The 13,639-nt window shown below is 66.7% G+C and carries 13 protein-coding genes; 6 read left to right on the top strand and 7 right to left on the bottom strand.

Features of this window, described 5'->3' with window-relative positions; all coding sequences use genetic code 11:
* Positions 1-81: 81 nt before the first annotated feature.
* The 4 genes from LQG66_RS28905 to LQG66_RS28890 form a co-directional block, all read right to left on the bottom strand.
* Positions 82-1,026, bottom strand: coding sequence for an electron transfer flavoprotein subunit alpha/FixB family protein (locus LQG66_RS28905; RefSeq protein WP_231319249.1), 945 nt, complete (start codon positions 1,024-1,026; stop codon positions 82-84).
* Complete coding sequence (locus LQG66_RS28900; protein ID WP_231319248.1) at positions 1,026-1,775, bottom strand: electron transfer flavoprotein subunit beta/FixA family protein; 750 nt, start codon at positions 1,773-1,775, stop codon at positions 1,026-1,028. Before LQG66_RS28900 ends, LQG66_RS28905 begins: the two co-directional genes overlap by 1 nt.
* Positions 1,776-1,894: 119 nt before the next feature.
* Complete coding sequence (locus LQG66_RS28895; protein ID WP_231319247.1) at positions 1,895-2,467, bottom strand: cob(I)yrinic acid a,c-diamide adenosyltransferase; 573 nt, start codon at positions 2,465-2,467, stop codon at positions 1,895-1,897.
* Positions 2,468-2,509: 42 nt separating this feature from the next.
* Positions 2,510-2,704 carry a twin transmembrane helix small protein gene (locus LQG66_RS28890; RefSeq protein WP_231327988.1) on the bottom strand — a complete coding sequence of 65 codons (195 nt, stop codon included), beginning with the start codon at positions 2,702-2,704 and terminating at the stop codon, positions 2,510-2,512.
* A 118-nt stretch (positions 2,705-2,822) separates the two neighbouring features.
* Between LQG66_RS28890 and LQG66_RS28885 the strand changes: the two genes are divergently transcribed.
* Positions 2,823-3,728 carry a YihY/virulence factor BrkB family protein gene (locus LQG66_RS28885; RefSeq protein ID WP_231319246.1) on the top strand — a complete coding sequence of 302 codons (906 nt, stop codon included), beginning with the start codon at positions 2,823-2,825 and terminating at the stop codon, positions 3,726-3,728.
* On the opposite strand, the gene LQG66_RS28880 is transcribed toward LQG66_RS28885, so the two are convergent.
* The 3 genes from LQG66_RS28880 to LQG66_RS28870 form a co-directional block, all read right to left on the bottom strand.
* Positions 3,655-4,797 (bottom strand): ATP-binding protein, encoded by a 1,143-nt coding sequence (locus tag LQG66_RS28880; RefSeq protein WP_425601364.1) that lies wholly within the window; start codon positions 4,795-4,797, stop codon positions 3,655-3,657. The genes LQG66_RS28885 and LQG66_RS28880 overlap by 74 nt on opposite strands.
* A gap of 536 nt (positions 4,798-5,333) precedes the next feature.
* Positions 5,334-6,206 (bottom strand): tRNA glutamyl-Q(34) synthetase GluQRS, encoded by an 873-nt coding sequence (gene gluQRS, locus LQG66_RS28875; protein WP_231319244.1) that lies wholly within the window; start codon positions 6,204-6,206, stop codon positions 5,334-5,336.
* The gene (locus LQG66_RS28870) at positions 6,203-7,159 is read right to left on the bottom strand and encodes a nucleotidyltransferase domain-containing protein (protein ID WP_231319243.1); all 957 of its coding nucleotides are present in this window, start codon (positions 7,157-7,159) and stop codon (positions 6,203-6,205) included. The genes gluQRS and LQG66_RS28870 overlap by 4 nt, the downstream gene beginning before the upstream one ends.
* Positions 7,160-7,175: 16 nt before the next feature.
* Here LQG66_RS28870 and LQG66_RS28865 point away from each other — a divergent pair, with 16 nt between their 5' ends.
* From LQG66_RS28865 to LQG66_RS28845, 5 genes are all read left to right on the top strand, one after another.
* Positions 7,176-7,829, top strand: a complete 654-nt coding sequence (locus LQG66_RS28865) for a DNA-3-methyladenine glycosylase family protein (RefSeq protein ID WP_231319242.1) — start codon at positions 7,176-7,178, stop codon at positions 7,827-7,829.
* Between the two features lie 105 nt (positions 7,830-7,934).
* Positions 7,935-9,026: a DUF2855 family protein gene (locus LQG66_RS28860; RefSeq protein WP_231319241.1), complete on the top strand. Its 1,092-nt coding sequence runs from the start codon at positions 7,935-7,937 to the stop codon at positions 9,024-9,026.
* A 90-nt stretch (positions 9,027-9,116) separates the two neighbouring features.
* Positions 9,117-10,091 (top strand): peptidyl-alpha-hydroxyglycine alpha-amidating lyase family protein, encoded by a 975-nt coding sequence (locus LQG66_RS28855; RefSeq protein WP_231319240.1) that lies wholly within the window; start codon positions 9,117-9,119, stop codon positions 10,089-10,091.
* Between the two features lie 222 nt (positions 10,092-10,313).
* Entirely contained in the window at positions 10,314-10,871 is a 558-nt protein-coding gene (locus LQG66_RS28850) for an HNH endonuclease (protein ID WP_231319239.1), read from the top strand.
* Between the two features lie 307 nt (positions 10,872-11,178).
* Positions 11,179-13,143, top strand: coding sequence for a putative bifunctional diguanylate cyclase/phosphodiesterase (locus tag LQG66_RS28845; protein ID WP_231319238.1), 1,965 nt, complete (start codon positions 11,179-11,181; stop codon positions 13,141-13,143).
* The last annotated feature ends 496 nt before the right edge of the window (positions 13,144-13,639 follow it).

Raw genomic sequence — 13,639 nt, 5'->3', positions numbered from 1 at the left:
ATGGCGCATCATTCGCGCCCATCCATGCCCTAACAGGAGAAACACCGGCCGCGCAGTCCCCTGCGGCCGGTGTCAGCAGCGTTACTTGCCGAGCTTGCCGAGCGCCTCGGTCAGCTCGGGAACCGCTTGGTAAAGGTCGGCGACCAGACCGTAATCGGCAACCTGGAAAATCGGCGCATCCTCGTCCTTGTTGATCGCGACGATCACCTTGGAGTCCTTCATCCCGGCGAGATGCTGGATCGCGCCGGAAATGCCGACCGCCACGTAGAGCTCCGGCGCCACCACCTTGCCGGTCTGACCGACCTGCCAGTCGTTCGGCGCGTAGCCGGCATCCACCGCAGCGCGGGAGGCGCCGACGCCCGCGCCGAGCTTGTCGGCGAGCGGCTCGATATATTTGGCGAAGTTCTCGCGGCTCTGCATGGCGCGGCCACCCGAGACGATGATCTTGGCCGAGGTCAGCTCGGGACGGTCGTTCTTGGCGACCTCCTCGCCGACGAAGGCCGACAGCGCCGGATCGCCCGCCGCGGCAATCGTCTCGACCGGCGCGCTGCCGCCCTCGCCGCTGGCTGCGAAGGTCGAGGTGCGCACGGTGATCACCTTCTTGGCGTCCTTCGACTTCACCGTCTGGATCGCGTTGCCGGCGTAGATCGGCCGCTCGAACGTGTCGGGCGCCACGACCTTGATGATCTCCGACACCTGCATCACGTCGAGCAGCGCGGCGATCCGGGGCATCACGTTCTTGAAGCGCGAGGTCGCCGGCGCGACGATCGCGTCGTAGTTCGCGGCGAGCTGCACGACCAGCGCGGCGAGCGGCTCGGCGAGATCATGGGCATAGGCCGCATCGTCGGCCAGCAGCACCTTCTTGACGCCGGAGAGCTTGGCAGCGGCTTCGGCTGCGCCCTTGGCGCCCTGGCCCGCGACCAGCACGTCGACATCGGCGCCGAGCGCGGCAGCCGCCGTCAGCGCCTTGTTGGTCGAGTCCTTGATCCCGGCATTGTCGTGTTCGGCAATCAGCAGCGTGGCCATCAGAGCACCCCCGCCTCGGTCTTGAGTTTGGAAACGAGCTCGGCGACGTCCTTGACCTTGACGCCGGCCTTGCGGCCCGCCGGCTCGGTGGTCTTGAGAACCTCGAGACGCGGCGTGAGATCGACGCCGACATCGGCGGCGGTCTTGTCCGCGATCGGCTTCTTCTTCGCCTTCATGATGTTCGGCAGCGAGGCATAGCGCGGCTCGTTCAGGCGCAGGTCGGTGGTGACGATGGCCGGTCCCTTCAGCTTCACGGTCTGCAGACCGCCATCGACCTCGCGCGTGACCTTGAAGTCGCTGCCTTCAACCTCGAGCTTGGAGGCGAAGGTCGCCTGCGCCCAGCCGAGCAGCGCGGCCAGCATCTGGCCGGTCTGGTTGGAATCGTCATCGATCGCCTGCTTGCCGAGAATGATCAGACCCGGCTGCTCCTCCTGGGCGATGACCTTCAGGATCTTGGCCACCGCGAGCGGCTCGACGCTGCCCTCGGCCTTGACCAGGATGCCGCGGTCGGCGCCCATCGCGAGCGCGGTGCGGATGGTCTCCGACGCCTGCGCGGGGCCGATCGACACGACGACGACCTCGGTCGCCTTGCCGGCTTCCTTCAGCCGCAGCGCTTCCTCGACCGCGATCTCGTCGAACGGATTCATCGACATCTTGACGTTGGCGAGTTCAACGCCCGATCCGTCGCTCTTGACGCGAACCTTGACGTTGTAATCGACCACCCGCTTGACCGGCACCAGAATCTTCATCGATCCTCTTTCGCTCTAAATCTTCCGGGGTTGACCTGTTCGGGCGCGGAACCTAAAGCCCCCGTACCCCCCGGTCAACGCGCGACGGGCGAAAAATCGCCGGCCCGCACGCCTCCGGGTTAACGGTTTCGCCCCGGTACCCACAACACGTCGCCGGCACCATTGCGGTTCGCGGCGCGGCTCGCCACGAACAGGAAATCCGACAGCCGGTTCATGTAACGAATGCCGGCCTCGCTGACCGGCTCGTCCGGCCGGGCGGCGAGTTCCACCATGATCCGTTCCGCCCTGCGGCAAATGGTACGCGCGACGTGCAGGTGCGCCGCCGCGGGGGTTCCTCCCGGCAGCACGAACGACGTCAAAGGCGACAGCCGCTCGTTGAGCGCATCGATGTCGCGCTCCAGGCGATCGACCTGATTGGCGACCACGCGCAGGCGCTCCGCCTTGCCCTCCCGCTGCGGCACCGCCAGATCAGCGCCGAGGTCGAACAGATCGTTCTGGATCAGGCCGAGCATGGCGTCGATCTCGGGCGCGTCGGCGAGATGCAGCCGGACCACGCCGATCGCGGCGTTGGTCTCGTCGACGGTTCCATAGGCGGAGACGCGCAGATCGTATTTCGGGCGGCGCTCACCATTGCCGAGCGCGGTCGTGCCGTCATCACCGGTGCGCGTGTAGATGCGATTGAGGACCACCATGTCGTTTCTCAGCGCCCCGTTTGTTTCTCAACGCCCCGTTTCTCAATGCCCCATGGCCCAGATGGCCGCCATCGCAACGACGATCGCAACGAATTGCAGGATCACCCGCCAGCGCATCAGTTTCTGCGACAGGTTCGGCGAGCCGCCGCGGGTCATGTTGAAGAGACCGAGAAACAGCACCACAGCAACCGCGCCGACGGCGATCGGAAGGATAAATTTACCGAGAAGCGAAGCCATTGGGGCTAGATAACACCGCGTGGCGGCCAACGCCATGCCGGATCGGGCACGGGGGCTGCAACTTCTGGCTTTTGCGTCCGTAATATCGGAAGGTATGAGGCATGACCGTTGGCGGAGAGTGCAGGGACAGGTGACAGCGCTTCGCTACATCGTTCACGTCGCGGTGGATGCGTTCTACGAGTTCCTCGCCGATGACGGCTGGGCGATTGCGAGCCACATCGCGCTCTCGACGCTGATGGCGCTGTTCCCCTTCCTGATCGTATTGACCTCGCTGGCGGGCTTCCTGGGCTCCAAGGATCTCGCCGATCAGGCCGTCACCCTCATGCTCCAGACCTGGCCGACCCAGGTCGCGGATGCGCTGGCCGGTGAAATCCACGACGTGCTCACGACGACGCGGAGCGATGCGCTGACCATCGGCGCCGTGCTTGCGGTCTACTTCGCCTCGAACGGCGTCGAGGCCCTGCGCGTCGCGCTGAACCGCGCCTATGGCGTAGTCGAGCAGCGCCGGTGGTACTGGCTGCGGCTGGAATCGATCGGCTACACGCTGGTCGCAGCCTTCACGGCGCTCGCGATGTCGTTCCTGATCGTGCTCGGCCCGCTGATGCTGGCGACGGCGCGACGCTACCTGCCGCTCGCGGTCGAAGCCAATGAGCGCTTCGTCAACCTCTCGCGCTATGGGATCACCATCAGCGCCCTGATTATCGCCCTCTTCATCCTGCACGCTTGGCTGCCCTCCGGCCGGCGCGGCTTCATGCAGATCCTGCCCGGCATCGTCTTCACCTTCATCGCCTCGCTGGTGTCGGGCATCGTGTTCGGACAATACTTGGCACGCTTCGCCAACAACTACGTCACCATGTATGCCGGGCTCGCCTCGGTGATCATCGCGCTCGTGTTCCTGTATTTCATCGCCGCGATCTTCGTATATGGCGGCGAATTGAACGCATCGATCATCAAGTCGCGGCTGCCGCACGGCGGGTCGCTTCAAGCAGCGCAGTCGCTAGGGCCCGCGGCGAGACGGGCTTGAGCAGGAACGCATCGGCGCCGGCAGCGCGCGAGGCCGCCTCGTCCTCGCCGCGCCCGGACACGCCGATGATCGGAATCGTGCCGTGCGGCGTCCCAAGCTGGCGGACCCGCGCGATCGTCTCGACGCCGTTGATGCCGGGCAGCACCATGTCCATCAGAACGGCATCATAACTGCCCGCCGCGATCCGCTCGGGCGCAGCCTCGCCGCGGCCGATGAACTCGGCCTGGTGGCCGAGCTCATTCAGGATCGTGTTCAGCACCACGCGACCGAAGGGATTGTCCTCGACCCCGAGGATCCGCAGCGGCCGCGTCGGCGCCAGGGTAACGCCGTCCTCGGCTCCGCCTGCCGTCGTGTGCGGCGCCGCCGCCACCGTCACCGCAACCGTCAGCGTGAACGTCGTGCCGCCGCCCGAATGCGGCGCCACCGCGACGTCGCCGCCCATGGCTCGGGCTAATTGCCGCACCGAGGACAGCCCCAGCCCGGCGCCGCCGAACCGCGAGGCGATCGAGACATTGGCCTGGGTGAACGGCCGGAACAGCCGTTTGATCTCCTGCAGGGTCAGGCCGATGCCCGAATCCGAGACGTGGAAAGCGACCGCGACCTTGCCTTTGCTCGCGCCCTTGGTGCGCTTGCTGCGGCCACCCCGACCGGTCGGCTCGATCCTGAGCGCCACGCCGCCCTGCTCGGTGAACTTCACCGCGTTGTCGATCAGGTTTTCGAGCGCCGCCCGCAGCCGCACGGGATCCCCGATCACGAGCGCCGGCAGGTCGTCGGCGACCTCGACCTTCGCCTCCAATCCCTTCGCCGCGGCGCGGCCCGCCAGCGAGTCGCCGGCCGCGCGCGCCAGCACGCGCAGGTCGAACAGGTCCTCGCGCAGCACGGCGCCGGCGGTCTCGCCCTTGGCGGCATCGACGAACAGGATCGCCAGGCTGGAGAGATGCTCGGCGCCGGCCTTGATGGTGTCGACCCAGCGCCGCTCGCGCTCGCCCAGCTCGGAGGTGGCAAGCAGATCGCTGATCGCGAGGATGCCGGTCAGGGGCGTTCGCACCTCGTGGGCGAACACCGCCAAGGCCGTCTCGACCACGCCGGCTCCGGAGGCCCTTTCAGCGGTCTTGGGGGCTGGCTTCGAGCCCGGCTTGGAAGCGCTTCTCCGGCCCCCCGCCATGGCCGTGACCTGGGGAACGCGCTTCTTCAGCGGCCTCGCCTTCGTCGGCGCTGCCTTCGCTGGTGTCTTCGACCGTCGGGTCTCAGGCGGCGGTGTCTTTGATGACTGTGTCTTGGACCGCTTTCTCTCGGACGGCACCTGCTTGCCAGGCGCCTTGGAGCCAGCGTTGCCAGCCGGCCTGGACGCTGCCGGCCTCACCGGCCGAGACCGACGTCCTGTACTCATCTTCCGAACGCGCTTCATCATGGCCCCTGTGACATGAACTCCGAAAAACGAAGGGGCACTTCTGTGGTCATGTCTCGTCGTGCCGCTTTCGATTGAAGCTCCCGATTACCCGCGCCACCGGTTAGCATGGCACGGTCGTTCCCGGGTGTCACGATGCCCTAAAGGTTGTCCCCGCCGGAAACATTCGGCAACCCGCCTGTCAGCCTGCCTGATGGTTACAACATGCCGATCCTGTGTCGGATTTCGGCCGACGAGACGCCTTCCGCGCGCAGGGCACGCAGGCCCGTGGCCTGATTGGACTTCGACAGCTTGTGGCCGGTCGCGTCGCGAATCAGTCGGTGATGTCGATAGGCCGGCGCGGGCAGGCCGAGCAGAGCCTGCAGCAACCGGTGCACGCTGGTAGCATGGAACAGGTCCTGCCCGCGCACGACCTCGGTCACGCCCTGCAACGCGTCGTCGATCACGACCGCAAGATGGTAGCTCGTCGGGGTCTCCTTGCGGGCCAGGATCACGTCGCCCCAGACCTCCGGCCGTGCCGTCACCGGACCGGCTTCACCGGACGGCCCGGTGCCATGCTCGTCCCAGGCCAACACGCCGACGCGCCCCAGAGCGGCAGCCATGTCGAGCCGCAACGCATAGGGCAACCCACCGGCCATCAGCTCTGCACGCCGAGCGGCAGAGAGGGTCTTGGCCGTTCCAGGATAGAGCGGCGCGCCGTCGGGATCACGCGGCCAGGCGCCCTCGGCCTCACGCAGCGCCACCAGCCGCGCGATCTCGGCCCGGCTCTCGAAGCTCGGATAGACGAGGCCCATGTCTTGCAGCCGCGCCAGCGCCGCAAGGTAGTCCGCGATATGCTCGGATTGGCGCCTGACCGGCTGCTCCCAGGCGATGCCGAGCCAGCCGAGATCCTCATAGATCGCCTGCTCGAACTCGGGACGACAGCGCGTCGGGTCGATATCCTCGATGCGCAGCAGGAGGCGGCCGCCGCTCGCTTGCGCGCGCTGAAAGTTCAACAGCGCCGAGTAGGCGTGGCCGAGATGAAGATGGCCGTTGGGGCTCGGAGCAAATCGGAAAACGGGTGGCGTCATGGCGAGATCCGGGAAACGGATCGCTGCGCCTGTTCTCGCTGCGCTTCGCGTTCCAGACGTTCGACGACGGTCCGATAGAATTGCTCTGCCTGCTCCATCGCCTCGCCGGCGCCCCGGTCGCGCCCCTCCCCGAACGACGTTCGGGCCAGCTCGAATTCGGCGTCGATGAAATCGGCCACAACCGTCGGCAGCGGTGCGGCGCCGAGCTCATGGGTCGACGCTTTCCGCTTCATGAGACCGGCGACCTCGGCCTTCAAGGCCGCCGGCGGATCGCACTCTGCCATCAAGGTCGGGAAATGCATCGGCGCCACCGCCTCGGCAGGGTGCAGGCGCAGCCAGCGCAGCGTCGCCGCCGGCCGCAGCGCATAGAATATCTTCTTCTGCGCGACGCTCGTCCCGTCACCGAAGTACGCGCGGCGCTGGCGTTCTCCGAGGTGCAGATAGTGCCGGGCGATGGCATCGCGGCTCGCCACCGCCCTCGCGAAGGCGAGAAAATCGTCGCGAAACCACGCCGCGCCCCGATAGATCACGGGCGAACGCAGCCACTCGATGATGACCGCGTTGCCCTTCAGCAGAAGGCGCAACGCCTTGGCAAGGTCCCAGCCATTGGCGTCGAAATCGCCCTCGAGCGGAAACTCGATGACATCGCGGACGGGCCATGGCTTGATATGATCGGCGGCGCGCCGCACATAGACGAACCTGCAATCATAGTCGCTGTCGGGCGAGGCGAAGCCCCAGGCGCGGCTTCCGCTCTCGATGGCGAGCGGCAGAAAGACGCCCTGCTCGCGAACGACTCGATCCAGCAGGCCGTCGACCCCCGCGACCTTGTCGCGGTCCATGTCGGAGGGGATGCTACGCAAGCTCATGGAGAATTCCAACCTTGACTGATGCTGCCTTAACCTCGGGCCCCGGTGCAGTCCACCCGGCGCGACACCATGCAGCGCGCGCAGCACTGCGTCCTGCGCCGCGATGACCCTCCATCTCGAAAGCCAGGACATCCTCGATGATGCGGTCCGTGCCCTCGTGAAGCAGGACCCTCGGCTGGCGCCGATCCTCGCGGCCACCGGCATGCCGGCGCTGCGACGGCGTGAGCCGGGCTTCGCCGGGATCGCCCACATCGTCTGCGGCCAGCAACTGTCGACCGCGAGCGCCGCCGCGATCTGGGGCCGCCTGAAGGCGGCGTTCGAGCCGTTCGATCACGACGCGATCCGCCGCGCCCGCGCCGACCGGCTGGGACGGCTCGGGCTGTCCGCCGCCAAGATCAAGACGCTCAAGCACATCGCGCGCGAGCTCGGCGCCGGGCGGCTGAACCTCGACGTGCTCGCCAATGAGGACGCTGACGCCGCGCATGCCACCCTGACCGCCCTGCCCGGAATCGGACCGTGGACGGCTGACGTCTATCTCCTGTTCTGCCTCGGCCACGGTGACGCCTGGCCCGCCGGCGACCTCGCCGTGCAGGAGGCCATGAAGATCGGGTTCGGCCTCGCCGCGCGTCCCACCGCCAAGCAGATGATGCCGCTCGCAGAAGCGTGGCGGCCGCTGCGGGGTGCGGCCGCGCATCTGTGGTGGAGCTATTATCGTGTGCTCAAAAGGCGCGAGGGCGTCGTCACCACGCCGAACTAACAGCGCCGGCGAACGCCGTTTCAAACAAAGTTGGAGTTGCAAAACGGTCATCGATGCCGGCCAGGATTGCGACAGGGTCATCATCGCATTGGCGAGGTCAGCAACATGCAATCCACCGATTTCATCGTCGCGCGCAAAGATCTGCAGGACTGCAAGACGATCACCACCGAACTCCCCCATGAAGGGGCGCTTCCCGCGGAGGCGCTGCTGGTGAAGGTCGATCGCTTCGCCTTCACCGCCAACAACATCACCTACGCGCTGCTCGGCGAGCAGCTGCAATACTGGCAGCTGTTCCCCGCACCGGCCGGCTTCGGCATCATTCCCGTGTGGGGCTTCGGCGACGTGATCGCCTCGCGGCATCCCATGATCGCGGAAGGCGAACGCCTGTTCGGCTATTTCCCGATAGCGACGCATCTCGTGATCGAGGCCGCCGATGTCGGCAAGCGTGGCCTGCGCGACGCGGCGGCGCATCGTCAGAAGGTCGCTCCCGTCTACAACGCCTATGCACGGGTCGGCGGCGATCCCGCTTATGCCGGACGGCAGGGCGATCACCAGGCCCTGCTGCGCCCCCTGTTCATGCTGTCGTTCCTGGTCGACGATTTTCTCGCCGAGCATGCGCATTTCGGCGCCACGACAGTCATCCTGTCCTCGGCCTCGAGCAAGACCGCCTTCGGGCTTGCGCACCTCCTGCATAGCCAACGCACGGGAATCCGCGTCATCGGCCTGACCTCGGCAGCCAACGTCGCGTTCGTGCGCTCGCTCGGCTGCTACGACGACATCGTGACCTACGACGCGGTCGGCACGCTCGACCCGACATCGCGCACGGCCTTCGTCGACATGGCCGGCAATGCCGGTCTGCGCGCCGCATTGCATCGGCACCACGGCGACAATCTCGTGTATTCCGGCCGTGTCGGCCTGACGCATCAGGACGGTCTCGACGACGCTGAGATACTTCCTGGCGCCCGGCCCGCCTGGTTCTTCGCCCCCGACCAGATCAGGAAGCGCGCCCGGGAATGGGGCCCCGGCGGCATCGAGACGCGGCTCGGCGCGGCGTGGCGGGACTTCGCGCCGCGGCTCGACGGCTGGCTCACGATCACCGACGGGCGCGGCCCGGATGCCGTGCAGCGCGTCTATCTCGACACGCTGCAGGGACGTATTCCGCCGGATCAGGGGCATATGCTGACGATGACGGCGTGAGACGCTTTCCGGATGGCGCCGATCGCGTGTAGCCTTGTTCGAACTCAGGTTGCTCGAACTCAGGTTGCGCGAATTCACGGAGGCCACAGCATGTCCGCCATTCTCGGCTCGGGCGATTACAGCTATCGCGTCGTCAAGAACTGGGCGAAACTGCCCGACGGCTGGGCGCTGACCGACGTCGCCGCCGTCGCCGTCGACAGCAAGGACCGCGTCTACGCCTTCAATCGCGGCGTCCATCCGATGATCGTGTTCGACCGCGACGGCAATTACATCAGGAGCTGGGGCGAGGGCCTGTTCAGACGCGCCCATGGCCTGTCGATCGACGCGGACGACAATCTCTATTGCACCGACGACGGCGACCATACGGTGCGCAAATGCACTGATGACGGCAAGGTGCTGCTGACCATCGGCCTGCCGGAGCGCCCGGCGCCGTTCATGAGTGGCGAGCCGTTCAACCGTTGCACCCACACCGCGCTGTCTCCGTCCGGTGAGATCTACGTCTCCGACGGCTATGGCAATGCGCGGGTCCATCAATACACGCCCGACGGCCGCTTGATCCGCAGCTGGGGTGAGCCGGGCTCCGATCCCGGCCAGTTCAACATCGTTCACAACATCGCCACCGACGCCGACGGCTTCGTCTATGTCGCCGACCGCGAGAACCACCGCGTCCAGGTATTCGACGGCCAGGGCCGCTACGAGACGCAGTGGAACAATCTGCACCGGCCCTGCGCGCTGTGCGCCTGCGGGCCCAAGCGCAAGACCTTCATCATCGGCGAGCTCGGCCCGGGCCTGCCCGTGAACCTCAATGTTCCCAATCTCGGTCCGCGCCTGACCATCACCGACTCCACCGGCCAGCGCATGGCCCGGCTCGGCGGCGAGCACGGCCCCGGCCTGGAAACCGGCCGCTTCCTCGCGCCGCATGGGCTCGCGATCGATTCGCGGGGCGACATCTATGTCGGCGAGGTCGGCGTCACCAACTGGAGCACGAGCTTCCCCGACCGCCCGATGCCGGCCGAGGTCAACATTCGCCGCTGCCTGCAGAAGCTGGAGCGGGTCCCGGCCTGATGGCATCCCGGAACCGGCCGGCTCGAGGCGAGAGCTCTCATGCAAGCCATTTGCACCGTGGCAGTCGCCCGCCGCCACGGTTCTGACGCGCTTTGAGCGCAGGCAGCGGGATGCGGGAGAAGCCATGTCAAGCCATTCTTGGGGCTTCACAATCCCGTCACGCTGAATGTAGTATGTCGGGGCATGCTGCTTCGCAGCCGTAATGGAGGCCAGGAGCGTTAATTGAACGCACATGTCTCGCAGGGCGGTTGGCCGGTGTTGGTGTTGAACGCCGACTTCCGGCCGCTGAGCTACTATCCGCTGTCGCTTTGGTCCTGGCAGGACGCGATAAAGGCGGTGTTCCTCGATCGCGTCAACATCGTCGAGTACTACGACAGGGCGATCCGAAGTCCTTCGTTCGAAATCCAGTTGCCCAGCGTCGTTTCGCTGAAGTCCTTCGTCAAGCCGACGACGCATCCGGCCTTCACCCGCTTCAACGTGTTCCTGCGCGACCGCTTCGCCTGCCAGTACTGCCACTCGGGTGACGACCTGACCTTCGATCACGTGATTCCGCGCAGCAAGGGTGGCCAGACCACCTGGGAGAACGTCGTCGCCGCCTGCTCGCCCTGCAACTTGCGGAAGGGCAATCTGACGCCACAGCAGGCCAAGATGTTTCCCAAGCAGGCGCCCTACGCGCCGACCGTCCACCAGCTCCACCGCAACGGCCGGCTGTTCCCGCCGAACTACCTGCACGACAGCTGGCTCGACTATCTCTATTGGGACACCGAGCTCGATCCGTAGCGGATGTAGCAACTCCCCAACGACGTCATTGCGAGCGATCCGGCCGGCGCCAAGCGCGGCCGGATGCAGCGAAGCCATCCAGTCCGGCGCGCCCCCTTGGATCGCTTCGGCGCAAATGCGCCGCGCGATGACAACGTGACTTCTGCCTGCAATCCCCCGCCCTGCGGCACACGCGCTCGCCGCCGGTATAATAGTCGGGATTAACCCCACCTTAGCCACCGTTCCGCATGCTCGCCAGCCGCCGCATGGGCCGCCGCGATGGCTGCCTCCTTCCGCCATAGACCGAGCAGGGCCGTCCGTTCCGCGCATGCAAACCGCACCCACCGATTGCAAAGCGGCGGCGCTTGCGAAAGCCCAGGCAGCGAGCTCGCTGCAGAACATTTCCCTCACTCTGTTCGCCAACGTGGCGATCGCAACCTCGCTGGCGCTGCTGCTCTACTTCAGGGAAGGCAACACGCTCATCTTCTGGTGGCTGGGCGCGGCGATCACCTTCGCCGTACTGCGCGCCGGCTGGGTCTCGCATTTGAAATCGTCGGGCCGGATCGACCGCGACCCGCACCGGGTGCTGCGCAGTCTCATGCTGATGGCCCTTGCCAGCGGACTGCTCTGGTCTGTCGTGCCGCTGGCGCTGCCGCTGTTCTCGCACGAGCAAAACGTCAACGACATCGTCTTCATCATGGCCGGCACCACCACCGGCGCGATCATCCAGAGCCTCGCCTATTCGCCGATGGCGATCGCCTTCGGCGCGCCGCTGATGGGCTCGACCGTGTTGCGGATGCTGCTCTCCGGCAGTGGCGTCGGCTACATCGTCGCGGCCGACGTCGCATTCCTGACCATCATGCTGTTCCGCGCGGCGCTGCTCGGCGAGCGCAATTTCATCGCCAACCAGAATACGGCGATCGAGGCAACGGTCCTGGCGGAGTCGGTGGCTGAGGCCAACCAGGCCCTGGAGCGCCTGGTTCGGACGGACTCGCTGACCGGACTCGCCAATCGCAGCCACTTCCGCAACGTGGCCGCTGCGGCATGCCGCTCCGGACGCGCTGTCGCATTCCTCCTGCTCGACATCGACAACTTCAAGACCATCAACGACGCCCGCGGCCACGAGGCCGGCGACCGGGTGATCGAGGCGGTCGCGGCGCTGCTGCGATCCGGCTGCCGGGCGGACGACCTTCCGGTCCGGCTTGGCGGCGACGAGTTCGTGGTCGTGCTGCAGGGCGACGAGGTTGCCGTCCGATCCGTTGCATTGGCTGAATGGCTGATGGCCTCGCTGTCGCAGCCGCTCCTGATCGCAGGCCAGGCGCTGCCCGTCAGCTGCTCGATCGGCATCGCCGTGGATGCGGAGGGCAACATCGATCTCGAGGAGCTGTCCGCCCGGGCCGATGCCGCGCTGTATCGCGCCAAGGACGACGGCCGCGCCTGCATGCGCGTGTTCGACGCCGCGATGCAGTCCGAGCTCACGCTTCAGCGCCGTCTCGATGCGGAGCTGCCGGCGGCGCTGGCACGCCGCGAGCTGCATGTCGAATTCCAGCCGCAGGTCGCGATGGCCACCCGGGAGGTCATCGGCTTCGAGGCGCTGCTGCGCTGGAAGCATCCCAACGTGGGCTTGATTCCGCCGCCGGATATCGTGTCCGCGGCGATCCGACTGCGCCTGTCCGGCCAGCTCACGGAGTTCGTCGGCGAACGGGTCTGCGCGTTCCTGCGTGCGCTCGACCGCAAGAAGGCCCCGAATGTCAGGGTGGCGATCAACGTGTCGCCGCGCGAATTTCCGATTCACTCGCCGGCCCAGACCCTCAAGACCGTCTCCGAGCGCTACGGCGTCGATCCGCGGCGGATCGAGATCGAGGTCACCGAAGAGGCGATGTTCGATCCCAAGCGCTGCGCCGACGAGCTGAAGCTGATCCATGACTACGGCTTCGGACTGGCGATCGACGATTTCGGCGTCGGCCATTCCTCGATCGCCAATCTCATGGCGGTCGAGATCGATACGATCAAGATCGACCGCTCCTTCATCCACGGCATCACCAGGAACCGCCGGGATCAGCAGCTCGTGGCGGCCATCACCGCGGTCGCGCTGCCGCTCGGCCACCGCATCATCGCCGAGGGTGTCGAAAACGAAGCGGATGCAGAGCTGCTGCGCATGCTCGGCTGCTCCTACGGCCAGGGCTGGCTGTACGGCCGGCCAATGACGGAGAGCGACGCGATCGCGTGGCTGGCGCAGCGGCGCGACGGCGGCGCGGCGGCCATTGGCCACCTGCCGGCACGCAGCGCATAGTCGCCGCGCGCCGGCTGGCCGCGCTCGCGGGCCGAGGCGCCTCACAACCACGACGTCGTGCATGGACGACATTCATACATGCATCATCCTCCCCGCGGCGCGCTCGACGCCCGGGTGATGCTGATCGTGTCCCTCTCCAACCGAGAGGGTGGAGGGAAGACCGAGCCGCGGCTGAGGCCGTGGCCCCCGTGCGGACAAGAATGCACGGGGCAGGAACCACAGGTTCAGCCGGTACGACCCGGCCTTCCCTGCGCGATGGTTTGAACGGCTGTTCCGCGCTCTCCCCGGGGACCGGGCTTGTTTGCCCCCGTCGTCCGCAACGACGCACGAACGTCATCACGAACTTGGCGCCAGCATCGGGGCGCCAGGACCACACGGCTTGACCGTCCGCCACGTCATCAGTCGTCTGCGCGCGAACGCGCCTGACATCGCGACGGCCACCACTCCCCGCCTCTACGTATCGTGACGACGCGTACGCCCCTCTGCATGAGGCGGG

Source organism: Bradyrhizobium ontarionense (assembly GCF_021088345.1).
Lineage (GTDB): Bacteria > Pseudomonadota > Alphaproteobacteria > Rhizobiales > Xanthobacteraceae > Bradyrhizobium > Bradyrhizobium ontarionense.
This window is presented reverse-complemented; position numbering and strand designations above follow the sequence as displayed.